32 protein-coding genes and 1 pseudogene are annotated in these 26,914 nt (G+C 42.2%); 16 read left to right on the plus strand and 17 right to left on the minus strand.

The window, feature by feature from the left end:
• A pseudogene (locus BO48_RS15215) lies at window positions 1-391 on the minus strand (transposase); the annotation flags it as partial.
• Between the two features lie 118 nt (window positions 392-509).
• Here BO48_RS15215 and BO48_RS15220 point away from each other — a divergent pair.
• Window positions 510-980 (plus strand): hypothetical protein, encoded by a 471-nt coding sequence (locus BO48_RS15220; protein ID WP_496368744.1) that lies wholly within the window; start codon window positions 510-512, stop codon window positions 978-980.
• 469 nt (window positions 981-1,449) lie between these two features.
• Here BO48_RS15220 and BO48_RS15225 read toward each other — a convergent pair whose 3' ends face one another.
• From BO48_RS15225 to BO48_RS15245, 5 genes are all read right to left on the minus strand, one after another.
• Window positions 1,450-2,862: a YfcC family protein gene (locus BO48_RS15225; protein ID WP_496368746.1), complete on the minus strand. Its 1,413-nt coding sequence runs from the start codon at window positions 2,860-2,862 to the stop codon at window positions 1,450-1,452.
• Window positions 2,863-3,231: 369 nt separating this feature from the next.
• Entirely contained in the window at window positions 3,232-4,074 is an 843-nt protein-coding gene (locus BO48_RS15230; RefSeq protein ID WP_496368748.1) for a class II fructose-bisphosphate aldolase, read from the minus strand.
• 36 nt (window positions 4,075-4,110) lie between these two features.
• On the minus strand, window positions 4,111-5,430 hold the full coding sequence (locus tag BO48_RS15235; protein WP_496368750.1) for a GntP family permease: 1,320 nt from the start codon (window positions 5,428-5,430) through the stop codon (window positions 4,111-4,113).
• Between the two features lie 5 nt (window positions 5,431-5,435).
• Complete coding sequence (locus BO48_RS15240) at window positions 5,436-6,818, minus strand: four-carbon acid sugar kinase family protein (protein WP_496368752.1); 1,383 nt, start codon at window positions 6,816-6,818, stop codon at window positions 5,436-5,438.
• Between the two features lie 9 nt (window positions 6,819-6,827).
• Window positions 6,828-7,730: an NAD(P)-binding domain-containing protein gene (locus BO48_RS15245; protein ID WP_496368754.1), complete on the minus strand. Its 903-nt coding sequence runs from the start codon at window positions 7,728-7,730 to the stop codon at window positions 6,828-6,830.
• Window positions 7,731-7,817: 87 nt separating this feature from the next.
• Between BO48_RS15245 and BO48_RS15250 the strand changes: the two genes are divergently transcribed.
• The 8 genes from BO48_RS15250 to BO48_RS15285 all read left to right on the plus strand — a co-directional run bounded on the left by BO48_RS15250 (window position 7,818) and on the right by BO48_RS15285 (window position 13,540).
• Window positions 7,818-8,411 (plus strand): GntR family transcriptional regulator, encoded by a 594-nt coding sequence (locus BO48_RS15250; protein WP_496368756.1) that lies wholly within the window; start codon window positions 7,818-7,820, stop codon window positions 8,409-8,411.
• 169 nt (window positions 8,412-8,580) lie between these two features.
• Window positions 8,581-9,213 (plus strand): GNAT family N-acetyltransferase, encoded by a 633-nt coding sequence (locus BO48_RS15255; protein ID WP_496368758.1) that lies wholly within the window; start codon window positions 8,581-8,583, stop codon window positions 9,211-9,213.
• A gap of 75 nt (window positions 9,214-9,288) precedes the next feature.
• The gene (gene fabF / locus BO48_RS15260) at window positions 9,289-10,524 is read left to right on the plus strand and encodes a beta-ketoacyl-ACP synthase II (RefSeq protein ID WP_496368760.1); all 1,236 of its coding nucleotides are present in this window, start codon (window positions 9,289-9,291) and stop codon (window positions 10,522-10,524) included.
• A 29-nt stretch (window positions 10,525-10,553) separates the two neighbouring features.
• On the plus strand, window positions 10,554-11,435 hold the full coding sequence (locus BO48_RS15265) for a DegV family protein (RefSeq protein WP_496368762.1): 882 nt from the start codon (window positions 10,554-10,556) through the stop codon (window positions 11,433-11,435).
• The gene (gene plsX, locus BO48_RS15270) at window positions 11,436-12,419 is read left to right on the plus strand and encodes a phosphate acyltransferase PlsX (RefSeq protein WP_496368764.1); all 984 of its coding nucleotides are present in this window, start codon (window positions 11,436-11,438) and stop codon (window positions 12,417-12,419) included. It abuts the gene before it with no gap.
• Between the two features lie 104 nt (window positions 12,420-12,523).
• The gene (locus BO48_RS15275) at window positions 12,524-12,802 is read left to right on the plus strand and encodes a hypothetical protein (protein WP_496368766.1); all 279 of its coding nucleotides are present in this window, start codon (window positions 12,524-12,526) and stop codon (window positions 12,800-12,802) included.
• An 86-nt stretch (window positions 12,803-12,888) separates the two neighbouring features.
• Window positions 12,889-13,272 (plus strand): hypothetical protein, encoded by a 384-nt coding sequence (locus BO48_RS15280; RefSeq protein WP_496368768.1) that lies wholly within the window; start codon window positions 12,889-12,891, stop codon window positions 13,270-13,272.
• A gap of 1 nt (window position 13,273) precedes the next feature.
• Window positions 13,274-13,540 carry a hypothetical protein gene (locus tag BO48_RS15285; protein WP_496368770.1) on the plus strand — a complete coding sequence of 89 codons (267 nt, stop codon included), beginning with the start codon at window positions 13,274-13,276 and terminating at the stop codon, window positions 13,538-13,540.
• A 31-nt stretch (window positions 13,541-13,571) separates the two neighbouring features.
• Here the strand turns inward: BO48_RS15285 and BO48_RS15290 are convergent, their stop codons facing one another.
• Entirely contained in the window at window positions 13,572-14,507 is a 936-nt protein-coding gene (locus BO48_RS15290; protein WP_496368772.1) for an NADP-dependent oxidoreductase, read from the minus strand.
• A gap of 249 nt (window positions 14,508-14,756) precedes the next feature.
• Here BO48_RS15290 and BO48_RS15295 point away from each other — a divergent pair, with 249 nt between their 5' ends.
• The gene (locus BO48_RS15295; RefSeq protein WP_218118671.1) at window positions 14,757-14,954 is read left to right on the plus strand and encodes a methyltransferase domain-containing protein; all 198 of its coding nucleotides are present in this window, start codon (window positions 14,757-14,759) and stop codon (window positions 14,952-14,954) included.
• A gap of 129 nt (window positions 14,955-15,083) precedes the next feature.
• On the opposite strand, the gene ptsG is transcribed toward BO48_RS15295, so the two are convergent.
• The 4 genes from ptsG to BO48_RS15315 all read right to left on the minus strand — a co-directional run bounded on the left by ptsG (window position 15,084) and on the right by BO48_RS15315 (window position 18,989).
• On the minus strand, window positions 15,084-17,117 hold the full coding sequence (ptsG, locus tag BO48_RS15300) for a glucose-specific PTS transporter subunit IIBC (RefSeq protein ID WP_496368774.1): 2,034 nt from the start codon (window positions 17,115-17,117) through the stop codon (window positions 15,084-15,086).
• Between the two features lie 117 nt (window positions 17,118-17,234).
• Complete coding sequence (gene glcT, locus BO48_RS15305; protein WP_496368776.1) at window positions 17,235-18,068, minus strand: glucose PTS transporter transcription antiterminator GlcT; 834 nt, start codon at window positions 18,066-18,068, stop codon at window positions 17,235-17,237.
• A gap of 27 nt (window positions 18,069-18,095) precedes the next feature.
• Window positions 18,096-18,524, minus strand: a complete 429-nt coding sequence (locus BO48_RS15310; RefSeq protein WP_496368778.1) for a hypothetical protein — start codon at window positions 18,522-18,524, stop codon at window positions 18,096-18,098.
• A 240-nt stretch (window positions 18,525-18,764) separates the two neighbouring features.
• The gene (locus BO48_RS15315; protein WP_496368780.1) at window positions 18,765-18,989 is read right to left on the minus strand and encodes a hypothetical protein; all 225 of its coding nucleotides are present in this window, start codon (window positions 18,987-18,989) and stop codon (window positions 18,765-18,767) included.
• Between the two features lie 274 nt (window positions 18,990-19,263).
• On the opposite strand from BO48_RS15315, the gene BO48_RS15320 reads away from it, so the two are divergent.
• From BO48_RS15320 to BO48_RS15330, 3 genes are read left to right on the plus strand one after another with little or no spacing between them, the layout of a single operon-like run.
• Window positions 19,264-19,410 carry a hypothetical protein gene (locus tag BO48_RS15320; protein ID WP_496368782.1) on the plus strand — a complete coding sequence of 49 codons (147 nt, stop codon included), beginning with the start codon at window positions 19,264-19,266 and terminating at the stop codon, window positions 19,408-19,410.
• Window positions 19,397-21,349 carry a DUF8426 domain-containing protein gene (locus BO48_RS15325; protein WP_496368784.1) on the plus strand — a complete coding sequence of 651 codons (1,953 nt, stop codon included), beginning with the start codon at window positions 19,397-19,399 and terminating at the stop codon, window positions 21,347-21,349. Before BO48_RS15320 ends, BO48_RS15325 begins: the two co-directional genes overlap by 14 nt.
• A complete protein-coding gene (locus BO48_RS15330; protein WP_496368786.1) occupies window positions 21,339-22,373 on the plus strand; it encodes a 5-methylcytosine restriction system specificity protein McrC in 1,035 nt (344 codons plus the stop codon). The genes BO48_RS15325 and BO48_RS15330 overlap by 11 nt, the downstream gene beginning before the upstream one ends.
• A gap of 330 nt (window positions 22,374-22,703) precedes the next feature.
• On the opposite strand, the gene erm is transcribed toward BO48_RS15330, so the two are convergent.
• The 6 genes from erm to BO48_RS15360 all read right to left on the minus strand — a co-directional run bounded on the left by erm (window position 22,704) and on the right by BO48_RS15360 (window position 25,484).
• Window positions 22,704-23,417, minus strand: a complete 714-nt coding sequence (gene erm, locus BO48_RS15335; protein WP_496368802.1) for a 23S ribosomal RNA methyltransferase Erm — start codon at window positions 23,415-23,417, stop codon at window positions 22,704-22,706.
• Window positions 23,418-23,489: 72 nt separating this feature from the next.
• Complete coding sequence (locus BO48_RS15340; RefSeq protein ID WP_496368804.1) at window positions 23,490-23,549, minus strand: erythromycin resistance leader peptide; 60 nt, start codon at window positions 23,547-23,549, stop codon at window positions 23,490-23,492.
• Window positions 23,550-24,119: 570 nt separating this feature from the next.
• Complete coding sequence (locus BO48_RS15345; protein ID WP_496368788.1) at window positions 24,120-24,317, minus strand: type II toxin-antitoxin system RelE family toxin; 198 nt, start codon at window positions 24,315-24,317, stop codon at window positions 24,120-24,122.
• A 73-nt stretch (window positions 24,318-24,390) separates the two neighbouring features.
• A complete protein-coding gene (relB, locus tag BO48_RS15350) occupies window positions 24,391-24,615 on the minus strand; it encodes a type II toxin-antitoxin system RelB family antitoxin (protein ID WP_496368790.1) in 225 nt (74 codons plus the stop codon).
• Window positions 24,616-24,919: 304 nt separating this feature from the next.
• Window positions 24,920-25,135 (minus strand): type II toxin-antitoxin system RelB family antitoxin, encoded by a 216-nt coding sequence (gene relB, locus BO48_RS15355; protein ID WP_496368792.1) that lies wholly within the window; start codon window positions 25,133-25,135, stop codon window positions 24,920-24,922.
• Window positions 25,136-25,196: 61 nt separating this feature from the next.
• Complete coding sequence (locus BO48_RS15360) at window positions 25,197-25,484, minus strand: hypothetical protein (RefSeq protein WP_496368794.1); 288 nt, start codon at window positions 25,482-25,484, stop codon at window positions 25,197-25,199.
• 233 nt (window positions 25,485-25,717) lie between these two features.
• Here BO48_RS15360 and BO48_RS15365 point away from each other — a divergent pair, with 233 nt between their 5' ends.
• From BO48_RS15365 to BO48_RS15375, 3 genes are all read left to right on the plus strand, one after another.
• Complete coding sequence (locus BO48_RS15365) at window positions 25,718-26,182, plus strand: YbaK/EbsC family protein (RefSeq protein WP_496368796.1); 465 nt, start codon at window positions 25,718-25,720, stop codon at window positions 26,180-26,182.
• 201 nt (window positions 26,183-26,383) lie between these two features.
• Window positions 26,384-26,524, plus strand: a complete 141-nt coding sequence (locus BO48_RS15370; RefSeq protein WP_496368798.1) for a hypothetical protein — start codon at window positions 26,384-26,386, stop codon at window positions 26,522-26,524.
• Between the two features lie 190 nt (window positions 26,525-26,714).
• The coding region (locus BO48_RS15375; RefSeq protein WP_496368800.1) for a helix-turn-helix domain-containing protein at window positions 26,715-26,914 on the plus strand (200 nt) is incomplete at its 3' end.

The raw sequence follows: 26,914 nt of genomic DNA on the forward strand, positions 1-26,914 counted from the left end.
TTCAGCCACTCATAATATCCGCTTTTTGAGACACCGAGGGTTTTGCACATCTTTGACACACGAAATTCGTGCCGGTGTTCGACGATGAAGGAGTAAATTACTTCTGGTCGTTGGTAAAGATGCGCATAGCCTTTTTTAATATCTTGTTCTCTTCTTCAAGATCTCTCAGTCTTTTCTGGACATCTTTATCGGCCTGCTTCTCCGGACTCAAATTACCGCTGCCAACAAACGATTCGGTCCCATCATCCTTATAGTCTCTGACCCAATTACCCACTGTACTTTTCGCAATATCCAGTTCTCGGGATACAGAAGCAATCGATTTCCCTGAATCAATTACTAGACTCACTGCCTCTGCTTTGACGTGTTTATCATAATTACTGCCTCTTGACATAATGGACACCCTCCGTAAATTGATATCTTCCCATATACTATTTGTCTTCATTTACTGTGTCCAATTTCTAGTCTAACTGCCTGCAGATGCGGACCCGGATGGTGACGGATGGGCCAATATGGGATTTGATCCAAGCTGGATGCCTCAAGATGCTCAGAATGAGGTCAGTGAGTTAACTGAAGAAAAAGAGGCCGGTAACTTATCTCAAGTAGAATACAACGAAGCAGTCGCTGAAATATATCAAAGAGAAATCGACAGAGCAGATGATGCTGATCTGCCGGAGCGTTTTAATTATGAGGACGAAGTAAAAGGTCACAATCACTATCATCAACACTCCAAAAAAGATTACTATCATAACAAAGGAACACATTACTGGGCTAAAGAATGGTACGATGAAATTAACCCATTGAATATTGAAATGACCAAAGAAAATATGACTTACCTTGCAATGAATGAACCTGAGAAATTGAATTCAGGACCATTACAGGAAGCCCCTTATGATTATCATTTCTATTATAAAGACTATAAGTTCCATTTTTCATTTGACGGCACATACTGGAAATGGTCATACGACTATGTAAAGCACTAGAACTAGACAGATAATATCCAGTTCTTCTGCTTATCACCCAAAAACATCTGTAGAAGGACTGGAATATATACTATCTCACTTGTTTGAATTTAAAATGAGTGGAATAAAAAAACCGTCCGGAATCAACTTCCGGACGGTTTCTCATGTTTGTACAACTATTGATTCAATGACTCTATTAATGCTTTCTACAATGACTATTTTCTTGACCTGACAATGCGCGTATATACAACAATCAATTATAATCGCCTTTATCCCGTATTTACCACTTGCCGTTCTGTTGAAGGTGTCGGGATATCGTCCCGTCATCCAAACGGCAAGTGACCTTCTAAAGATCCCTGGTCATTTTTACCGCTTCGGTTATGTCTTCGAAAAAAGGGATTGCCTCCCGCTAAATATGGAAGTGTAACGTTATAGGCGCTCTCTTCGTATTATAATTTTTCATAATATCGATATCATTCAAAAAGTATTATTAAAATATGAACAAATGGGCGATTGTTATAAAGACTGCGGCAAGAGCGTATTGAATCAAGATCAGCGGCCACACCCAGCGTATCCATTTCACCCATGAAATACCTGCAGCTGCAAGACCTGCCATGAAGTAGCCTGATGTAGGCGTGACAATGTTGGATATGCCGTCACCGAACTGGAATGCAAGCACCGCCGTCTGTCTCGCCACTCCGACGAGGTCTGAAAGCGGCACCATGATCGGCATCGTCAGCGCTGCCTGTCCACTTCCGGACGGAACGATGAAGTTGATCAGCGCCTGTACGATAAACATGCCGATTGCGGTCAGACTTGCCGGCAACACACTTACTGCATTAGACATCGAATACAAAATCGTATCAATGATGTTCCCCTCTGACATTACAGCCTGTATACCGTAGGCAAAACCGACAACGAGAGCGCCGAGCACAATCAGCTGACACCCTTTGATGAAGTTTTCAGCAATGTCGTTAATGCGCATACCGGATATCAGACCCATGACGACACCCATGACAAGGAAAAGCGCGGCAATTTCTGTAATATACCAGCCATGCTGGACGACGCCATAGCCCAGTGTAACGACCGTCACTAAAAGCACACCGATGATGACCATTTGTCTGCCTGTCAGATGCTCTCTTTCCTGATTTTCCAAAGTTTTTCTTTTTTCCTTATCCTCTTCATACATTATGCTCTTTGTTGGATCTTTCTTGATTTTTCTTGCATAAATCATTACATATGCAATCGCAACAGCGACAAATATCGCCCAGAAAATCAATCTTGTAAAGAATCCTGAGTAAATCGGAAGTTCTGCGATACCCTGTGCGACCCCGACGGTGAACGGGTTCATGAATGCAGCTGAAAACCCGGCTGATGCACCGCAGAGTACGATAGCTGCACCCATCATCGAGTCATACCCGATGAAGACTACAAGCGGGACGATGATCATAATATAAGGAATGGTTTCCTCCGCCAGCCCGAAGATGGCGCCCCCGATCGCAAACAATATCATCAATACCGGAATCAGTAATATTTCGTTCCCCTGCATCTTATGCGCCACCGTGTTCATACCGCTTTCCAAAGCACCCGTTGCCCTGAAAATACCGAATGCGCCACCGATGATGAAGATGAAGAAGATGATTGGAGCAGCATCCACCATCCCAATGTGCACGGCCTGGAATATATCAAAAGCACCGGCGGGATTTCCCTCAACAGCACTGTAGGACCCGTCCACTACGACTTCCTGTCCGTCCACTTCCGCCCGTTCATATTCACCAGTCGGTACAAAATAAGTGGCTATCGCAGCGACTATGATTAAAACAAACAGAATAACGTAGACGTGAGGCACTTCGAACCTTCTCTTTTTTTGCGGTTTAATTCCATTTTCATCAGACTCAGACATGATTATCTCCCCTTTTTATAAAATATTCCGGAGTCAGGCACATATTCAGATTCTATGCATTTCCGGAACTTTTCCCCTTGAAATCTCCTAATACAACAATCTCTGGCACGACGATAAAGTATGTACAATGACACATCCCCATGCACTGAATGATATGCATAATTTTTCTGTCTGTTGAATAAAAGATTATACTATTTTCGGGATTTCCACAAGCACGTTCGCAGAATTTTCTGTATATATATAGTATTTGCAAGGCTTTAATCATTTAACTCTCAGGCGGTTTCAGCAACATACTATGGCAGCAGCGACTTTTAAAAATAAAGAAAGAAGCCGGACATTGCGCGGCTTCTTTATCCTCATTTCTATATCTTATTTTGCTTGATTGTAGGCGCCTGTACGTTTGAAAATAACTTCGATGACTTCAGACATCGCCTCTTTGGCAGGATTCTGAATCTGCATCGGTGCATATACACTTTCATCTGCATTCAACACTCTTCGCAGAGCGTCGGACCATGCAATATTAATCTCAGTATTATAGTTAATTTTGGCGTGGCCGTATGATATTGCCTTTTTCAGATCTTCATCTGAAATACCTGAAGCACCATGAAGAGCAAATGGCACTGACGTCTGTTCGCGCAGCTCTGCCATTTCTTCAAATCCGAGATTCGGTTCACCTTTGTATCTGCCATGTACAGAACCGAGCGCCGGAGCAAGACAGTCCACACCCGTCTCTTTAACCAGGTTCAGACATTCGTCCAGATCCGCGTACATCAACGTGCTCTCCACACCATCTTCAATACCGCCGACACTGCCGACTTCCGCTTCAACCATCACACCGCGCGGCTTCGCATAGTCCACCACCTGTTTTGTTTTGGCAATGTTTTCTTCAATCGTCATCGTCGAGCCGTCAAACATCACTGAATCATAGCCGGCATCCACTGCTTCAAAGCAGCGTTCCACTGACTGCGAATGATCAAAATGCAGTACTGTCGGCACCGTGATTTTCAGTTCTTCTTTTAAATTCCGGTACATGCTGACGAAAAACTTAAAGCCGCCAAGTTTATCGATGACTGCGTCGGTTGTCGCGATAATGACCGGCGCCTGACACTTTTCAGCCATCTTTAAAGTCGTCTCCAGCCAAAGTATTCCGTTGGCATTAATCTGAGGGACTGCATAATTATTTTTCATAGCATCTTTTAATATATTAACCATCAATATCACTCAATTTCTATAATAATTTATATATTCTTATACCATCAATGTAACAAAGTAAATCACATAGACAACGCCAAGTGCTGTTAAACCGGCAATGAAACCTCCGAGCGACCACGCTCTCAAAGTCTGAGCAACAGTCAGCTTTCCGAATCTGTTGACCACCCAGAAACCTGAGTCATTCGGTAGAGACAATCCAATGGCACCGGAACAGATTGCGAGTGCAAGGAGTACCGGATGAACGCCCAGCTCAGCTATTTGCGGCCCTAAAATACTGGAGGTTGTCACAAGCGCCACAGTCGCAGAACCGAGAGATGCTCTTAAAATCTGTGTGAAAATAAAAGCCAGTAACAGGATATGGATATTAAATCCTGTCATCATCTCAATCAAGTAGTCTCCCATGCCGCTGGCATTGATAACTGCGCCAAATGCACCGCCGGCACCTGTCACCAGCAGGATGCCGCCTGCATCAGACATGGATTGCTTGAATTGTGTATCATAATCCTCTTTTATGTACGGTTTTAAAACAATTAATGCTGTGATGACACTGATTAATAATGCCACGTTTTTATCTCCAACAAATGCAAAGATTGTTGAGATTGGTGAGTCGGGAAAAACAAGCTGACTGAGTGTGTTACCTAAAATTAAAACGATAGGTAATAACAGCAGTCCAAAAGAGAGGCTGAATGAAATTTGTTTTTTATATTGAATGTCTTCTTCAGGTTCTTCTTCCTCTTCTGTTTCACCATGTCCGATTTTCTTTCCCATGTACATACCATATCCGTAACCGCCGACCAGTGTAGCGATGGTTGCTACAAACAGTCCTGCAATTAGAAATATACCTAAGTCAACACCGACATTCTCAGCAACGACAAGAGGTCCGGGTGTCGGGATGATCATACTGTGCGACACGATCAGACCGATGGCGAGCGCTGTGACAAATGTGATTCTCGGCAGGTTTGTTTTACGCGTAATGCTGCCAATGACTTTATTTAAAATAACAAATGCCGCATCAAAGTAAACCGGGATGGATACCGCGGTACCCGTCATGGCGATACCGATCGGCGACTTTTTAATCCCTGTCACTTTTAAAATACCTTCAGCAATTTTCTCCACAGCACCGGACTTTGCGAGAAACTGTCCAAACACAATGCCAAGTCCAATCAGAATACCGACACCGGTCAGCGTGCTTCCAAATCCTTCGGCAATGACTTGGGATGACTCAGCTATAGGCAGTCCGACAACGAGAGCAAGACCGAATGCGGTCACCAGTAACGATATGAAAGGTTCAACTTTAAACTTTAATATTAAAATGAATAAAACAACTAATGCCAGCAGAAAATATGCTAAAAGCATCCGGCTCACTCCTTATGACTGATTTTTTTATAGACGTCGTACAGCGTGTGATCCTCACCCACATTTCCCGGGAAAACAATATAAGGGATATGCGGATATTTGGCATCCTGATTGGTTATCCATACAGGAATTCCTTTTTCTGCCTGTCCCAGTACATAAGCTTTTTTCACTTTTATACCGACTGTTGCGACATCACTGGATGTAATACCGCCTTTTGCGATGATGAAGCCCGGCTTCACATCCAGTGTGGATACAATCTGCACCAGGCTGTCTGAAATCGATTTGGATATTCTCAAACTTTCTTCTCTGTCTTCAGTTTTGATCAACCCCCGTGAAGTATAGACCACTACATCTTTTCCGTCTGAAATCAATTGCGAGACTTTACCACGGAGCGTATTTACATACTCGGTCAGTCGACTTTCTTCGATCACTTTCCGGACTGAAAACTCAATTTCATGAATATCCGAGTGTTCTGTCAGATATTTCAGCTGCTTCGTCGTTTTATCTACATGTGAACCGACAACAATAATACCGCCGTTCTCATTATCCGACTGGATGATATCTTCCCTTGCAAGAATCTCTCCTGGTGTCTGACAGATCGCTCTGACAAATGACGCAGCTGTTCTGAATATGAATTTCTTATTGTGTGACTGGAGGTATTCCATCATCACACCTGCAAAAAATTCCATGTCCGTATTATTCAATGCGTCCACGATGACCTGGTCGAACGCCTTCAAATCATCGAATATATCGACCAGTGCCTCGGCATCACAACGCCTGATCATATCCAATGGAATATGAACGACATTTTCCGCCTGAACTTCTCCGTTACTCTTTTCTTCGATATAATCCTGTAAATGTTTTGAGTTGAAGCCGAATGTAGAATCATTTGAGAATTCGCTTTCACTTACAGGAACGAATGCATCATTTTCTTTCAAGTAATGAATCCCTTCGTAAGTATAGCGGTCTCCTTCAAAGAATGCCGGGATATAGAATACCGCGTCAAAACCTTCAGGACTATTTTCATGAATGACTTTCGGTTCGTAATAGTAATGCCCTCTCAATGTCGAATCCCCGCGACTGATAATGATGAACGGTATGCCTTTTTCAGAAGAGACACTTTCAACGGTACGGATGATGTCTTCATGCACGGCTTTCGTTTCCTCTTCAGATAATGCCCGTGAATTCGTCATGATGAAAAACATATTATGATCGGCGTCGAAACCATCTTCTATATATTCTTTATCCCATGTTGTATAGACATTCAGGTCTTTCACTGTCTGTGTCCCTGTCGGATCATCATCCAGGACGACCACCTTATAATTGAAATCTGAGAAATTTCGATTTTCAGGACAGTTCAATTCTGTTTCAATCACTTTTTTATCCAAATTCTTCACCTACATATTGTTGATTTTTTCAAAGTATTTAATGATCCCCGAATGGTCATTGATGCCATTGCCCGACGCTTTTTCAGACTTGTATATTTCCTTGACCATATTCGTTACCGGCAGAGTCAGATCCACTGAATCTGCAGCGTCCGTGACGTTTTTCAAATCTTTATAATTGATATTAATCGGACCGCCCGGCGCATAATCTTCTTCAATCATTTTAGGGAATTTAGCTTCCATGACGCTCGAACCGGCAAGGCCGCCGCCGATCGCAGCATGCATTTTTTCAAGTTCGATATTGTATTTCTTTGCAAGCACCACCGCTTCGGATAATGCTGCGATATTCACATTGACGATAATCTGATTGGCAAGTTTCACCGTGCTGCCTGCCCCGATGTCACCCACTCTGACGATTGAAGCTGCCATCGGAGAAATCACTTTCTCTATATATTCGAGATCGCTTTCATTACACCCTGCCATGACAGACAGCTCACCACTGACTGCGAGCGGCTCCCCGCCACTGACCGGTGCATCCGCGAAACGGATTCCAAATGCTTTAAGTTTTTCGCTGATAGCAATGGAATCATTCGGCCCAAGTGAACTCATATCAATGACCATTTGTCCCGGAGACATATATTCTGCAATGCCGTTGGTTTCTGAAAATAAGACCGATTCCACAATCTGCGCGTTCGGCAGCATAGTGATCACCACTTCAGATTTCGAAGCCATTTCCTGTAATGAGTCCACTGATGATGCACCGTATTCCACAACTCTATCCACCGCTTCGACATTCACATCGTTGACAAAGACTTCGCAGCCCTGTTCCAGTAAGTTCTTAACCATCGGTCTTCCCATGATTCCCAAACCTATAAAACCTATTTTCATTTCCTCACTCCTGGTAAACGTTTTCATCTTTTTATGTATTGTATACTATAATAATTAAATTGTATACAATTTTTAAAATAAAAATAGTGTATAATGTTTTTGAGGTGTTTAATAATGGAGAACCTTACACTTTATGAGCAAATCAGAGAAGATATATTAAGTGGTAATTTCAATCAAAAAGAAAAGCTGACAGAATTAAAACTCGCCAAAAAATATAATGTCAGCCGCACACCGATCAGATCATGCCTCCAACAACTGGAGTTCGAATATCTGATCAAAGACGGCTACGTCTTCAGACCATCCATGGAGGATTACCGGTCTTTATTTGAAATGAGAATTCTGATCGAGAAATATGCGGTCGAAAAAGCGATTCTTATTTTTAACGATGATGATATTGATGTTTTGAGAAACTATATAGAAACATCACGCACAGGAGACGAACAGGATACCCTGCAGGCGAATAAAGATTTCCACAACAAAATCATCAGTGCCGTGAAAAACCCATATTTGACCGAGTCGTATGAACGGCTGAATGCTGTCATCTATATGTTCAGTAAAGTCGTCGTCAGTAAAGAACGGCCGAAGCTGCTGGATGAACATGCGGAAATCGTTGATGCGATTGAAGAGAGGGATGAAAAAACAGCGCTCTCCAAAATACAGGCGCATTTGGAGCGGGACCTGGAGTTTACGCTGTATTATCTGTTTTGAATTGAATGAGAAAGTGAAATCAGACCGTCCGGAATTTGATTCCGGACGTTTTTTAGATTTTTTGACAATCCTATAATCTGCAAGATTGTTGTCTCAATTTATCGGCAATTATATAATGTAATAGTGTGTCTGTATAAGGGCAGACTGATTAATTGGAAAGGTCGATTAGATGGAATTCAGAAAAACTGATGAAACAGAAATGCATGAAGTCTCCCAACTGCTGGCGGGTGCATTCAAAGATTACCCGCTCTTTGAAATCATAGAGAAAAACAATCATAAACGTTACCGTCTCATCAGAGCGCTTCAGCACTTGAATACAAAAGTGTTTTTAAAGAAGCACACTTGTCTGGTTGCTGTAGAAGATAATGAGATTCTGGGCGCGGCCCTCGTTAAAAACTTACAAAATAAACACCTTGATCTGCCGGAATATATTAAAATCGGCGGACTTTCCCTGTTGTTCAAAGGCATGCTGCCGCAGACACTTCAATTTTTAAAACTGGCGAACAGCTCGGATGTAAATATAGAAGACAGCAGGACTTTCGACTGGTATGTCGATTCTTTTGCCGTTTCACATAATACGCAGGGTAAAGGTGTCGGCAGCAGACTTCTGAAAGAATGTGTATTTCCATACATCGCCAAAAATGGCGGCGGCATGGTTTCACTTGTCACGAATATCGGCATCAACCGGAAATTTTATATGAAGAACGGCTTTGAAGAATTCAAAGAAGAAAATCTGACTTTGAAAAATGAATCCGTTAAAAATTGGAGCTACCGTATGCATGTGGAGAGTGCATTGGACTGACATCTGTTGTGATACAATGACAATGGATATTCATTTCGTATCGTATGTATTAATGAGAATTGAAGGGATGAAATAATGGTGCGAGTTGTAGTAACAGGCATGGGGGCAGTGACCCCGATCGGTAACAATGTCGCGGAAATGTGGCAGAGCATCCGTGAAGAAAAACACGGCATCGCTACTGCAACCAGGGTGAATCCGGATGATTACAGAACCACACTGGCTGCTGAAGTAAAGGGCTTTGATCCGGGAATGACAATGGACCGCCGGGAAGCCAAAAGAATGGATCTGTTCGCGCAGTACGCGGTAGCAGCAGCAGACGAAGCGTTTAAGATGAGCGGCTTTGAAATAGATGAAGGAAACGCATTTGATGTCGGCGTGATTGTCGGCTCCGGTTCAGGCGGCTACGTATCCATGGAAGAGAACGTGATCAGATTGAATGAAAGAGGACCGAACAAAGTGGAGCCGCTATTTCATATCAAAACACCGGTCAACATGGCAGCTGCAGGCATCGCCATGCGCTTTGGATTGAAGGGTGATTCAATGTCCGTGTCTTCTGCCTGTGCGAGCGGCAGCCACTCAATCGGCGAAGCATTCATGAAGATAAAGATGGGACAGCTGACAGCATGTCTCGCCGGTGGCGCAGAAGGCACTTTGAGCGATTCGACTTACAGCGGCTTTTCAGTATTGAAAGCCATGTCCCCGCAGGCAGATCCGGACCTTGCCTCACGCCCGTTCGACAAAAACCGGGACGGCTTCATACCGGGTGAAGGTTCAGGCATACTGATGCTTGAATCACTGGAATCCGCCCAGGCGCGCGGCGCAAAAATTTATGCTGAAATCACGGGCTACGGTGCGACGACCGATGCCCACCACGTCACCGCCCCGCTTCCTGACGGCACTGCCGCAGGGATGGCAATGAAAAAAGCGATCAAAATGGGCGGCATCACAGCCGAGGATATATCATACATCAACGCGCACGGCACCAGTACTCCTGCCAATGATTCCAGCGAAACTGAAGCGATTAAATACGCACTCGGAGAGTCAGCCTACAAAGTACCGGTATCCAGCACAAAAAGCTATATCGGCCACATGTTCGGCGCAGCCGGCAGCACTGAAGCGATCGTATCCATAAAAGCGATGCGGCACAACTTCATTCCGCCGACCTTGAACCTTAGAAACCCGGACCCCGAGTGCGACCTGGATTACGTACCTTTAAAAGGCAGAGCCGGCCAGCTGGAATATGTCCTGTCCAACTCCATGGGGTTCGGCGGCCACAACAGTTCACTGCTGCTCAAGCGGTGGAGCGAGTAAATTCATCTAATGCATCAGGAGGAATATTTATGAAAGCAGCTATACTATTTGACAGTTCAGCTTACTTGGAAGCACCTTTGAAAGAAAGAGACGACCTGTTCCAGGTCGACTTCACTTTGGCACTCCCAAATGGAGAAATCATCACAGAGTCGACAGATGAATCACACCTGGAAAACTTCTTCGAAACATGGATGCGGGAAGACACTGCACAGCCGAAAACAGCTCAGCCCGGCGTCCAGGATTATCATACTGCATTCCAGAAAATCATTGACGCAGGATATGACACCGTCTTCGGTGTTTATTTGAGTTCAAGTGTCAGCGGCACACTTCAGACTGCCCACGCCATCGGACAGGAATATGCGGACAAACTGCATATCATCAATTTCGATGCAGTTGGTCTTTCCGTAAATATGGAGCAGCTGATTGTACAGATGACACGCATGATCGATGCCGGAAAATCTTTCGAAGAGATCAAAGACGAAATGACATGGCTGATGGACCAGAGCAGATTTTTCATCGTCATCGAGAAACACGACAACCTGATCAAAGGCGGCAGAGGCAAAGCGCTGAATGAGCTGGAAGACAACTCTTTCAAAACACTCCCTGTGCTTGAATACGTGACTGGCGATATGCCGGTGCTGACAGAAACTTTCCGTACAAATAAAAACCGGAACAGGAGTCTCGCGGAGCTGACCGCCGACTATCAGAAAAAGTATCCGGACCATAACATTCAGGTCGGTATCGGGCACACACTGTCAGAAGACAGAGCAATGCGCTTAAAAACGGCTATTCAGAAACTGCTGCCCGAACAGCCGGTGGAAATCCGCATGATCGGCACGGCTTTCTGTTCACATCTCGGAAAAAATGCTTTATCACTCGGTCTGATGCCCGTGACCAATGAGGTGGACTAGATGATCAGACTCGCAGTCGATACAATGGGCGGAGATTTCGGCCCGGAGACGACCGTTTACGGCGCCTGCCTCGCCATCCATGACAACCCGGAACTGAGCTGTTTATTGTTTGGATTGCCTGATGAAATTGAACGGGCCATCCCCGACTTTGCCGACAGAGACCGGATTGAAATCATTTCTGCAGAGGAAGAGATTACAGATGACGACAACCCGCTGAAAGCCATCCGTAAAAAACAGGGTTCATCAATCGTCAAAGGATTGACGGCAGTTGCAGAAGGCAGCGCGGACGCTTTCGTTTCCGCCGGCAGCAGCGGTGCAATTTATGCGGGCAGCCTGTTACACATCGGATTAATGCCGGACATCAAACGCCCGGCGGCCGTTTCCATTTTACCGACGGTATCAAAAACAGCACCCAATTATCTGCTGATCGATTCCGGGGCGAACACCGCCTCAAAACCGGAACATCTGGTGCAGTACGGGAAACTCGGCAGTGATATCGCCGGACAACTTCTTGGCGTCGAAAATCCAAGAGTCGGGCTGCTCAATATCGGCTCGGAAGCTTCCAAAGGCAATGACTTCACGAAGGCAGCCCATCAACTTCTTGAGACGTCTGAAGAATTAAACTTCACAGGCAATGTAGAACCCAACGCGCTGCTCAGCGGAACAAATGATGTTGTACTGTCAGACGGATTCACCGGAAACATCATGTTGAAATCGGTGGAAGGCACAGCAGAGATTTTGATGAATGATCTGCTTAACACCGTTCAAAAAGATGAAAAACTGGATGAAAATGCTGTGAAGGCCGTCGAAGATGCGGTCCGGAGCAGCATCAGCCGATATACCAATGAAGACATCGGCGGCGGATTCATACTCGGCATCAAAGCACCCGTCATCATCACCCACGGCGCAGCCGATAGAACGATGTTCAAGCACAGTGTTGAAATCGCGGCGAGGCTTGCTGACAGCAGCACTTTTTCAACTTAAGAGTACACATGTTTATAATCGCGGTGATTGGATAATACGACTGATAAGTATAATCATCATGCTTTTGAATGACTTTAATTGCTTGATTTTAGGAGAAATGAAAAATGATTTTAGCTTTAATACTTTTAATAATAGCGATCGGTTACGCCTATAAACGGAGAGAAGAACCGATGGCAATGGCCACTGCCGGCAGCAGCCTGCTTGCTGTCGGCATCATCGCCCTATTGATATTTGCGCTCGTCGCAGCGGACATACTGCACTTCGGCGAAAGCGCAGAAGATATCATCGTGCTGGTTGCCATGGGTGATGCGCTGATCCTGATTCCTGCCGGATTGATACTGATGATCACCGGACTTGTTTTAAACCGCAAAAAATCAAAATGACCGACCTGAAAAAATTCCCCTTTGGCATTTTACCGCCGAAGGGGATTTACTTTTAAATGGTTGCTTCAATTTTTCACTCTGATATCATGGCACCAAGGAAAATCAAGTCTAATATTACCGCTGATTATATTCATAATGCAGAAAGCCTGTATGTCAATAAGGAAGGTGACCCAATGGTTTTTGCTGTTGTCGTTCTGATATTCACAATTTTTATCGCTTACAGTCAGAGGGAAGAGCCGATCAAAATCGCTTATACCGGCGGGGCGCTGCTCGCTGTCGGAGCAGTGTCATTCATCGTTTTTTCTGTGGTCATGTCCAACGTCGGGACAGTCGGGTACAGCTGGCAAAGTTCCGCCATCATGCAGTCCCTTGGAGCCCTACTTGTACTGACACCCGCCGGATTGATCATGACAATCATCGGTCTGGTCAAGCATAAGAAAAAATCTGATTCGAAAGAAGAGAGTGGTTGATATGTTTTTAGCTGTCATACTGACAATCATTGCACTCATTTATGCGATCAACCACAGACAAGAGCCCATAAAGACCGCCTATGCAGGCGTCAGTCTGCTTTCGGCCGCCATCGTATGCTTCATATTATTCTTCATCATAATGATGATTGGAATACGCACGCTAGAACCGGCGGGGCAGATATTTTTTGAAACGACGCTCTCACTCATTCCGGTCGGCAGCATCATCGCTGTCGCCGGTCTGATCATGCATTTTGCCAACTCGAGATAAATGAACCCCCTCTAAAATTCAGGGGGTTCATTCATTTAACATTGACGACAATCTTGCCTCTCGCATGTCCTGATTCACTCAATTTATGCGCTTCCCGCACACCTTCGACAGTCAACGGGAATGTATTGCCGACAGCCGGCTTCACCTGTCCTTTTGATACCAGGTCCATTATCTTTTCCAGCTGCTCTACTTTTGTTTTGGTATTCTGATATTTCACTGTAATACCTTTATCTTCAGCGAGCGCCTCATCCGGCTTTCCGGCCACGGAAACCAGTCTGCCGCCCGGTTTCAGTACATCATAGCTTTTTTCCAGTATTTCACCGCCGAGTGTATCGAGTACAACATCAAATTCCGCTTTTCGCTCAGAAAAATCTTCTTCCTTATAATTGATGATAGTATCCGCACCGAGACCTTTTACAAGATCAACATTCCTGCCGCTGGTCGTTGTTGCGACTTCTGCACCGAAATGTTTGGCAAGCTGGATCGCGAAACTGCCGACACCGCCTGAACCGGCATGGATGAGCACTTTCTCCCCATCTTTGACATCAGCGTTGTCCTTCAGCATCTGCCAGGCCGTCTGGCTCGCGAGCGGCACAGCCGCTGCATCTTTAAACGAAACATTGTCCGGTTTTCTGATCAGAAGTTTATCTTCTATCAGCGTGTACTCTGCAAAACCGCCGGGTGCTTTCAGTTTGCCTTTGGCGAAGATTTCATCTCCCTCTTTGAAATCTTCTACCAGATTACCGACTTCTTTGACAGTCCCTGAAATATCCGAACCGAAAATGATAGGAAATGTCATGGGAATCATATCTTCGAACTCACCGGCGCGCACTTTCACATCCATCGGATTTACAGCAACAGAATGCACTTCGATGAGCACATCGTGCCCTTTTGCCTCTGGCTTTTCAAGCGCCGCCTCCTTGAACTCCTCTACACCGCCGTACGCTTCTGTAATGATCGCTTTCATATAGATCTCTCCTTCCATAAAGTGAATGACCGCTTACTTTACTCAACCAGGGATTATAAATTCCGACCTCACTTACAGTATACTTGTTCTGAAAAATAATTGTATTATAAGGATATACATGATATAAAACATTACCTTTTGAAAAGGAAGCTTAATCATTATGAAAGAAAATAAATACAATGACACAGATTTTTATTCAAAATATGCTGAAATACGCCGGTCAAAAGAAGGACTTAACGGTTCGGGAGAATGCTCGGCACTGATATCTCAGATAAGATGCTGAAAACTGCCAAATATAGAAATCCTCATCCGGTAATTGAATATCGATGTACTGCCATGGAAGACATGGAGATGCCGGACGAAACTTTTAATACCGTGATGAGTTCACTGGCTATGCATTACATCAGAGATTTCATCCTGATTGTAAAAAAGTATACCAGGCCCTGAAAGCCGGCGGTGAATTCATCTTCTCCGTTGAACACCCGATTTTCACGTCCGAAGGGAGTCAGGACTGGCATTACAATCAAAATAAATACCCCTCTAAAGTAAAATGCTTTAGAGGGATATTTTCAATATTTATTTCACATTGATGATAATGTCATCATTATCCACTTCACCTGTGTTTGCCGCTGCAATTTCTATATTCGCAGGGCCCGTGATTATAATAGGCGTAATGTCGCTTTTCGCATTCTCCCTGATATAATCCAAATCAAATTCCATCAGTACATCCCCTTTGTTAAACGTATCTCCTGTACTTACATGAAGTTTGAACCCTTCCCCTTTTAAGTTGACCGTATCGAGACCGATATGAACAAGCAGTTCAAGTCCGCCTGCATTCGTCAGACCGAGTGCATGTTTCGTCGGGAAGTCCGTCACGACTTCACCGTCAAACGGTGCACGTACAATACCTTCTGACGGCTTGATTGCAAGTCCGTCTCCCATCATTTTCCCGCTGAATACCTGGTCCGGTACTTCTTCAAGTGCGACTGCTTCCCCTTTAATCGGACTGAAGATATCTTTTGTATCGGCGTTCAGCGGGTTGTCGCTCACCGCTTCTTCAACATCTGCATCATCCGACACAGTCGTTTCATCTGCAGAAGTGATCTCCCCATCGATAATTCTCTGCATATCATTCTTGATCTGATCGGATTTTGTTCCGAATATTGCCTGCATGTTATTGCCGACTTTCATCACTCCGGAAGCACCGAGGTTTTTAAGCGATGCCTCATCCACCTCTGTTGTATCCTTCACTTCCACACGAAGACGCGTAATACATGCGTCCAGATGTTTGATGTTCGGCTCACCGCCCATTGCTGTTAAAACGTTGAACGGCAGGTCTTTCACTTCACCAGATTCAGAACCGGCAGCCACATCTTCACGGCCCGGTGTTTTTAAATCCAACTTCTGGATCAAGAATCTGAAGATGACATAGTAAATCACCGCGTAAACTGCGCCGACGATGAACACCCACCACCACTCAGTGCGGTTCTGGAGCATCCCGAATAGGAAAAAGTCTATGAAACCACCGCTGAATGTATAACCGAGGTTCACATCAAGCAGATAAAGTATTAAGAAACTGAAGCCGTCGAGCACTGCGTGAATGACATAAAGCAGTGGCGCAACGAACAGGAATGAGAACTCCAGCGGCTCCGTAATACCTGTTAAAAAGCTCGTCAGTGCACCGGACAGCATAATACCTGCCACATACTTCTTATGTTCAGGACGTGCAGCATGGTATATCGCAAGTGCCGCCGCAGGCAAACCGAACATCATTACAGGAAATTCACCTTGCATAAAGTTACCAGCCGTAAGCTCAGCACCGTCACGCAGCTGTGCAAAGAAGATGTTCAAATCCCCTCTGACAATATTTCCGGCTGCATTCGTGTATGTACCAAACTCAAACCAGAATGGCGCATGGAAAATATGATGCAGCCCGAATGGAATCAGCAGTCGCTTCACCATACCGAACATGAACACACCGAGTGCCGTCGCTTCTTCCATCAGGAAATATGAAACGGAGTTCAGCCCTTCCTGAATCGGCGGCCAGATCAGAAACAATCCAAGACCGACCAGAAACGACAGCGCAGCTGTCACAATCGGAACAAAACGTTTACCTGCAAAGAATCCTAAAAACTGAGGCAGTTCAATATTGTAGTATTTGTTGTATGCCCATGCGGATAATACGCCGATGATAATACCACCGAACACTCCTGTCTGGATGGTATCCACACCGAGAACTGAAGCATACGCAGGTTCGTCAGCAGCCATTTCGGACGTCACGCCAGCCACCTGTCCCAAAGTCACGTTCATGATCATATAGCCGACAAATGCAGCAATCGCAGCCACACCGTCACCTTTTGCAAGACCTACTGCAACACCGAGGGCGAATAAAAGAGCCAAGTTATCGAAAACGATGCCGCCCGCCGCCTGCAGCATATTGGACAGAGCGACAATCCATCCCGCTTCTAAAAACGGCATGAAATCAATCATTGCCTCCGTCTGCAACGCAGCACCGATACCAAGCATCAGACCCGCAGCCGGCAATATTGCGACCGGCAGCATCAGTGCTTTACCGATACGCTGCAGTTGTCCAAAAATCTTTTTAAACATGGTAATTCCTCCTTTTAATCGATTCAAAATCATACAAAACAAAAAAAGGGCATGAGTATACAGAAATAGTTAAATAAACTATTCCCTGTAAACTCATGCCCTCTGATGGTTACACATTTACTTAGAATAATGTTCGAATTGATTTATGTGCATCGTTAAGTAAACAACTTCAGAGTCGTATACTTTCCGCTGCAGTTTGTTTTGCATCATCTTTACAATCTTTATGGCAACATTATAGCACAATGGGTATTGCGCTTTCAACAGCTCGCCAAAGTCGTCCTGATCCGGCACACTCTCGCCTTTTATCACCCTTTGGACACAGAAGCTGATGTGCCTGACAAACCGGTCATACCATAATGAAGTCTGGTCGACGGAGATGCCGAGCCCATTTTCAATCATCATGATCGCCTGATGCACAACTTCTGAAAAAATGTTCATTTCCAGAACCGATTTATTATATATCGAAGAATGTACGTGCAGTGCGATGAACCCAATTTCCGCTTCAGGAAGGTGAATATGGTATTTCTGATTCACCATCTTCACCACTTCTTCAGCAATCTGATATTCTTTCGGATAAAGCGCCCGCGTTTCATTGATGAAAGGATTCGTAATTTCAATCCCTTCCTCCTGACGCTTAATGCTGAATAGCAGATGATCCGTCAAAGACAGCACTATCCGGTCGTTCACCTGATGTGCCGTCAGCTCGTCAATCAGTTCAATCGCCTCGAATATCAGCTTGAACAGCTGCTCATCACCCATCGTTAGAAGCGTCTGATATCTGCCGCTGTCCTGCTTACCGGTCAGCTTATACACTTTATCTGCTTTCCCTGTATCCAATATGTCATTTTCTTTTGCACCGAAGCCGATCCCCCTGCCAATCAATACGACTTCCTCTAAATCATCATGTGCAATCACTACGTTGTTGTTCAGTGCTTTTTCAACTTTATACATACTGCGCCCCTTAAACCTTCCATTACGTTATTTAATAAACTTCTTCAGCCAGTCAATAAACGCCCGTATCTCATCATTATATATTATTGCCAGGACCCTCTTCCCATCTGTGATAAAGAGGGAATCAAGCGGTACATTATTTTCTTTTATAACTTCCGAGATCCCGCTGTCCGGCCAGTCCGTACCGCATAAAAATGGCGGCGCGTCCCCGACGAGAAATTTTGAAGGGTTATTTTCCAGCGTTGAAATCAATTCACTGTCGACATCATAGCCTTCAAATTCATACTGCTGACCGTTGACTTCCGCAACAATCGTCAGTTCATACAGCGGTTTTCTGAACAGTCTCTTACGTTCATTAACCTCTGGCTTCACTTTGAAATAAACGTCTTTCAACTTCAGCGGCTTTGTTTCTTTCGCCTGATAAGCTGCCTGACCCAGTTCCATAGTCACTTTCATAACAGATTTCCACCGCCATGCTTTAATATTACCTGTCAAATTACTATAACACAGCGAAAATAAAAGGGAGATTGATTAGACAGACTGAACATAGTCTGAATAAGTTTAAAGGGAGAATAATTAGGGTTCAAAAAAGAGCACCCTGAAAGTCTGAAACTCGTGGCATCACTTTCAGGGCGTTTCATTTTTTCTCATATAACTGATGTGTACTCCCCGGTCATATTCAACAGCGCTGCAATGTCAGCTCAGTGGCTTATATCCAATCCTGAGAACATCCCCCTGCATCCGGCACTCCACCTCAAAAGGAAAACTTTCATCCGCTGTCAACTCTCTCGCCGCCGCTTTGTATCTTGCCCTTAATTCCTTGCTTACGTCGTGCTTATCCTCAAGAGGCATCTGATATGCCGACTTAAATCGATTATTAGCCTGATCATCCAGTATTTCCTGTTTTAATTCCTCAATCATTACCCTCACCTCTTTTCTTGTTATATTATACGCATAAAAAATACTACCCTTTATCGTCTCATTCTAGAGCGTATTATCAAAAAATAGCTTTTGTTTATTTGAAATCTCATTGCTTAATTTATTTCATTTTCAAAATCTACTTTTATGATGAGCCCTCTTAAATCACAAACTTCTTTGTTCGATTTATTTTAGGCAATTCCTTCACAACTTTTTTGTACGTCAATATAAATCAACATGATATTATAGATTCAAATACATTTTAAAGGGGCAGACAATGTCACAGAAACAACAATATCATGAATGGGTCACAGAAAACTTAGGACAAAAAACCGGCCAATGGTATTCACCTTATATTGAGCAATTGGGTAAATACCTTAAAGAACTGGATATAGAATCAGAACCTAAAGATGATTTTTTTTGAGTATACGAATTATGAAGATTTTAAAGAGGTATACCAGGATATTACAAAAGAATCAGATGACGCTGTTAAAACGATACTTGAAGGTAAAAACAAAAATTATCCTAAAGAGAGAAGACCTTTATTAATGAAATTCAGGTATTTGATTGCTGAAAAGCAATTTAATGAAAATATCAGATCTTCAAAGGAAAACATCGCCGGTATACCCGGTCTTGGCGGCCTCTTACGGAGCTATTTGAAATTTTTATACTATACAGAAAACCCTCAAATTCCGTACCCCGCAAAATATAAAAACGTCAATAGTATGATTGATGATAATGGCAGCAGCCAAAAATACTGGGTATTGCAATGTGGTCCCAACCGCAAATTTCATGACGATTTTCTGGTAAATAACCTGATAGCTGTCGGCTGGGATTACCTTGGAGATTTTACCGAATATGAAACAAGAGATGATATTACAGAAACGATTAAAGAGTATGAAAGTTTGAATCATGAACCATGGATGTATTCACTTGCAGTATGGCAGTTTACGAATGTGATGAAAGATGGTGATGTCGTCTATGCAGCAAAAGGGGCCAACAAAATAATCGGAAAAGGCATTGTTAAAAGTGATTATATCCATAAATCAGAACGAACCGAGGAAAAAAATATCCGGGAAGTCGAATGGCTTGAACTTCCTGAAGAAGAGTATCGATTAAACAGTAATATCACTGCAAAAACCTTAACTGATTTTACTAAGTACCCCAAAACCGTGGAGCATATCGAGACATTGATAGAAGCAGGCCAGACTGCAGCTGATCAGTCGATCATCGACGAATTTACTGAATGGCTATCCAAAGAGAAAGATGACTCGGGTACATTAATTACTGATGACATTATCCAAAATAGAGTCAATGCAATATTGGAGTATGAAAAAGAATCTGGCAAACAGATATTTAATAACAACGATATAGAAAATATTAAGGAAATTCGTGATAACGTAAGTATCCAGAGTGAAGAAAGTCATTTAAAATTGAAAAAAAGTCTGGATAGTTTCATAAGGTATTTAAGGTTAAAACCGACCGAGGTCACAGGAAACGAACCATATGATGATAATAACTTTCTTCAGGAAGTATTTTTGGATGACCATGAATTATCGAGACTCAGATCCTTACTGAAAAACAAGAAAAACCTGATATTAAAAGGTGCTCCAGGTGTAAGAAAAACATTCGTTGCCGACCGTTTGGCATACACTATTATGGGAGAAGTGGACCAATCCAGAATTCATTTCATACAATTTCATCAAAGCTACAGCTACGAAGAATTCATAGAAGGGTTCAGACCGGCAGAGGATGGTAATGGCTTTACCTTGAAATCAGGTCCTTTTCTGGAATTTTGTGAAAGGGCATCACAGGATGACCGGCCTTACTTCTTTATAATAGACGAAATCAACCGGGGGAATTTGAGCCGTATTCTTGGAGAATTGATGATGTTGATTGAATCTGATAAAAGAGGACAGGAAATTAACCTTCTGTACTCCAATAAGCCTTTTTCTGTACCTGGGAACGTATATATCATCGGAACCATGAATACTGCCGACAGAAGCCTTTCCATGATGGACTATGCACTAAGAAGAAGATTCTCTTTCTTTGACCTGAAACCGGCATTTGATAAACATTCATTCAATGAATTTATTAAAGAATACGAAAACACCGAGCTGGTCCTTAGGTTTCTAGATCAACTGCGACATTTGAACAGGAGAATAGAGCAGTCATTCGGGGCAGGATTCAAGATAGGCCACAGCTACTTTATCAGTTCAGCAATGAGAGAAAATACGAAAGATACGCTGATTGAGATTCTGGAATACGAAATTACCCCTCAACTTGAAGAGTTCTGGTTTGATGACCTGGAGACTGTAGAATTTGAAAGAAATAACTTACGGAGTGTACTGGATGAATCATGAAAATATACCGATAAAGAATATATATTACATGATCAGTTATGCATATAAGTCTTTAAAATTTGAAGAGATGAACGGGATTTCGACAGAATCTTTCAAAAATACAGCTGAACTGTATGCAGAGATTTTAATTCTTTCTGTAAACAAATTATTGAAAAAAGGTCTGTGGAAAGAGTATAAAGAAATACATGAAAACAGTTCATTCATCAAGGGAAAAATCGATGTTCACAACAGCATCAAACCCGACCGTCTCCTGAAACGTAAAGTCGCAGTTCAGTATGAAGTGATGTCCGACGATAATCTATTGAATCAGATCATCAAGTCTACAGTATTAAAGCTTGTTCTGTATCATTCACTTCCCTCTGCCCAACACAGGCACCTTAAAGAAATCCTGCTGTATATGTCGGATATCAATGTCATCGATTTGAATATGAATGTATGGAGTCAGGTAAAATACAATAGTCAAAACAGTAATTATAGACTGCCGATTGACATCTGCCATTATTTATATCTGGAACTTCTTATTAATGACGACAATAAAGACAGCTTGATGAAAGGCGTAAATGAAGAACAAGCCTTATCATCTTTGTATGAGAAATTTGTATTTGAGTTTTACAGGAAGGAAACAGATTTTGAAGTCAGTAAACCACAGATAAGATGGAATGTGGATGACGAATACTCTGCAGCACTGCCTGTAATGCAGACAGATATCGTATTGAAGAAAAACGGACGGACGATAATTATAGATACAAAATTTTATAGCAATAATATGGCAAGGAGAACTATTGAGTCTGATTATAAACATCTGACAAATAACCTGTATCAGATGTTCAGTTACCTTGAAAATTACCAACCAGATCCCGGTGGCACAGTGAGTGGCATTTTACTTTATGCAAGAACCAGAGACGAAATCCAGCCAAATCACTCATATAGGATCAAAGGAAAGAACATACACATTTTGAACCTCGATCTTTCACAGACGTTTTCTGAGATTGAGAAGAGTTTATTGGAAATCGTAACGAATTAAACCTGTTGAACATTGACCATTTTAATAAAATCATGAGAACCAACATCTTTCTCAATTAAATTCTACTTTCAACGCGTGTATAATGTATAATAATGACAATTCACAAGGACGACAAAATCCTGTCACAGCTGCATTGTTTTTATTGGGAGAGATGATCATGCAAAACAGACAAAGAATGATATTAATGTAATTTTTGAAGATACAGGAATGAAAAAATGCTTCCGAACTTAGAAATTATCATACGGTTCAGAAGCGTTTTGCATTATATAAATCGTAAGTCTGTTGATTGGTTTTCTTAATTACAGATCCGAGAACAGCTTACTGTAAAACTTAATTGAACAGACGGTAACTGTTGAAAATGGAAAGAAATTGCTCCTTCGTCATATTATCTATGTCGGTGACCTTCGCATGTTTCAAAGCCTGCCTCAATTGGTTTTTCGTAAAGAGTACCCGATATTCACGATTGACCCACTTATACACAAAGTGGTGATATATTTTATGGTCTTTTTTCAAAATTCTTGATGGATGCTGTTTGAGGACTATCAGTACAGAATCGACGTTCGGCTGGGGATGGAAGTATGAGCAGGGTATTTTTCTAATGATTTCTATATCCATTTCCGCCATCAACAGCAGTCCCAAGGCACGTTTTGTATCCTGCAGCCGTTTGGCAAAACCGTACTCCACAATCAGGTAGCTGTATTCCGATCGGCTCTCAAAAGCGATTTTTTTAACAATATCAGTACTTATATTATATGGAATATTCCCGAAAATTTTATAATTTCCATTGGCGGGAAGATTGAACTTGAGAATATCTTTCTGGATTACTTTTATATTGCGGTAAGACTGCACAGTATTTCTTGCGATCCGGCACAAATTGCCATCCAGTTCCAGTGCAACGACACACCGGCTTCTTTTGACAAGTTCTCTTGTAAGATGTCCCTTCCCAGCGCCTATTTCAAAAACAGTGTCTGTTTCATTGATATTTGTCTCATTTAATATATCATTCAAATGTTTTTTGAAGTGATAAAATTTGAGTGACTTCAGGGTGTTTTTTGTTCATTATAACCTTCTCCATGCTGGTTATAATGATGTATATTGATTTGTCATTATAACCAGTTATTTTAATATTGGTTTATAATGAACTTCATCAATCACAAAAATTGAACAAATCCCCATGAATATTATCTCCTTTGTATATTAATATGAAGAAGATGAGATTTTATCTACGACGGCAATACTGGCACACATAAGTATGACCTCCTTATGGCAGTGATTATACCATTCCACGGTTCAGGTTTAAACCTGCATATTTGGAACTTATAGGAATACTTCATATATACTTTTCAAGGGAATATCTATCCATGTCCAGAGCCTGTCCAGGATTGCAGAAAGCAGCATTTACTACAGACGATACTCTTTTCACAAATTCTAATACACCGTTCATCAAAATTGGATCAGATGATTTCGACATTCACGATTCTACCTTTTCTGCCTATTACTGGACTGAATATTAGAGATAAGGTCGAGGTAAAACTATAGATCCTGTCATCAAAAATTATTGATGGGAGGTAATTCCCAAACAGCTATGAATCAAAAAGTCTGGAATATGGACAATATTCAAAAAGGTCCAACACAAGGGAGTGGTTAAACCTTCTTTAATAATCATAATATTTTCACGGAACATCTTGAGTATTCCATTCGGTTTCTGTTTTATCATTCACGTGGCATAAGACAGGTGATATTGGCCTATATATTATAGATATCTTTAGGGTGGCCAACATTCACAATCAGAATTCTCACTTCAACCTGGTCGATGTCCGCGAGTATACGGTAATTGCCGACACGATAGCTCCAGTAGTCCTTCAAAGTACCTTTTAAAGGTTTTCCATGCCGCTTAGGGTCTGTTGTACGAATCAGATTCTTTTCAATCCAGGAGACAATCATGTGTTGTTGTCATTTGTCGATTTCCAACAGACTTTTAATCGTGCGTTTTTCATATACGATCCTGTACACCAATTTACAGTCGCAACTGCTTCTTCATATCTTCATGACTGTGGACATCAACTTCATCATCCTGAATATCAGCTTCGTATGCTCTGATACTTTCCTTGTCCAGTTCATCCTCTATTCTTTCATAAAGGGCTTCCTTCATAATCGTAGACAGGGGCTTATCATGCATTTTCGCATCTTCTTCGAATATTTTCTGCTCATGCTTGTTCATCCTCACAATGATAGTATTCATTGGCATTCATCCTTCCTGTTTCTTGTAATTCAATCCGACAGTTCTAGCACATTCTTTCATGATGAATCCATTAGAAAGGAATAAGGACCACAAATTCATTGTCGATAATATCCACAGTCAAACGAAAACTGCCTACCCGGCAACACCAAAGTGTTTTCACGTCAAGTTCAAGAGCCTTGCCCCATTGCCATGGATTTTCCGTATCCTCAATATATTTAACCAACCATGCGACCAATAGCTGTTGAATCGTTTTTTCTAATTTCTTGAATGTTTTATATGCTTTTTACAAAGCTCCAAGTATACATCAATCAGAAAATACCTCACTGAAAACATCCTCCCTGGAAACACGTTCATTATTCTCATTCAAAACATCAATACCTGCTGCATAGTCCAGCTTATCCTCGACTTGTTTCAAAATTGCCTGATGCATAAATTCCGAAACACTCATAACTTCAAAAGCAGCAATAGCTTTAACCTTCTTGTAATCTTCTTCAGAGATATTTACTGTGGTAGTGATCATGAAAACGGCCTCCTCTGATTTCTATGTATTCATTATAGCGTGAACGAATACAATTGTATTCTCATATTGACTCCGAGTTTATATAGTCGAACTGTCCCATATCAGGTGTTTCCATATTTAGTCTGAACAGACTCTGCCAATGCTTGATGGACTTCGTCGATTTTGGATAGACACCCGTACTTCTTGCGTGGGTGGGCAATGCTAAGTTGACTCTCCCCAGAGTATAGCGATTCGATTTGAATGATCGTTTTGACTGCATTAAATCGAAATTGAATGCCAAAATCGATCTGAGAGGCATATATTGAAGGATGTAATCGAATTTCGATGCCTGAATCGATTTGAAGGTCATGTTTTAAAGACTGTGATCGAATTCGGATGCTGATTTCGATTTGAGACAAGATAAAAGTCATTTATAATCGATTTCATACCTCTCACTCGTTGAAACGTAAGCCAACATATTACTGTTAATTATGTTTATAATAAGGATTTACGGATTTAGATGGATATAGTGATAAAATAACGTCTGAATATCAAATGAAACTTGTCTCAATGGTATACATCTTACTTCAGGAGGAAAATGATATGACAAAAAATGAAGTGGAACTTTATTTAGAAGAGAAGAACATACCTTACCAGACGTATGAAATCTCCAAAGAAAATATTGATACAATTGAATTTCCAATTTTTAAAACGCTTGTTCTTAAAGGAAATAAAACCGGCCCGACCATTGCACTGGTTCCTTTGGACTCCAGGCTGGATTATAAGAAAACAGCTGCTGTTTCAAAGAACAGGAAAATCGGACTGCCCCCGATTGAATATGTACTGGAAAAGACCGGTTATCCGCATGGTGCGAATACGCCTATTGGGATTTTTATACACCATCCCGAGTACACGATATTATTTGATGAGATGATCAAAGACTATCAGAAAATCATTGTTTCATCAGGGGAGCTGGGTAAAAGCGTGCTAGTTTCTGTTGATGACCTGATTGATTTGATTCAGCCTGCCATCGCTGATCTGACGGTCAATAAAAATGATGATAGTTGATTTTGGACTAATTACATCGAGGCTTTTGTAGTGCATAGAAAGTGGATTGCACTTTCTATGCATTCACTATAAATTGACACACAAAATTCTCGTTGTTATTATACTCTTATAAACACGTTAATCCAACCCGTGAGAGTAGGCATCCCGCCATAAGGATACTGTCGAAATCACGGGTTTTTTGTACGTAAAAGGGGAAAACGAATGAAAAAAGTGGCAATACTAGTCAATGGCGGATATTACAGAAAAAGAAGTAAGGTGGCTGTTGGAAAGAAAAGTGCAAAAGGCAGAGCTGATGAACTTTACAGTTATTGTAACAGGCATTTAAAAGAAAAACATTGTTGAGTCCTACTTGACGGTTACAACCCCTTTAGATCAACGCTCTTAAACCATTTTATTAAAATAATTCCAAAACAACTAACCTTTCTCAGAGGTGGATTTTATAATGAACTTAGCCACCTTTGATACAAAAAACGCCATGTGAATTTCATGTTATATTGAAGTTAGCAGACTCTCAATAAAGGAATGAAATCACATGACGCAATTTCATGATAACACTGAATCCATCAAAGACAAACACCTCACCAAAGATGAACGGGCCCAAATCGAGATGTTAAAGAAAGAAAAATACTCCAACCGTGCGATTGCCCGCCGTTTAAGACGCGCACCTCAAACGATTAATAACGAAATCAATCGCGGCACTGTTCGGCAAATCGCCCGCCAGAAACAGAAGGG

The organism is Lacicoccus kunmingensis DSM 17847, assembly GCF_059568765.1.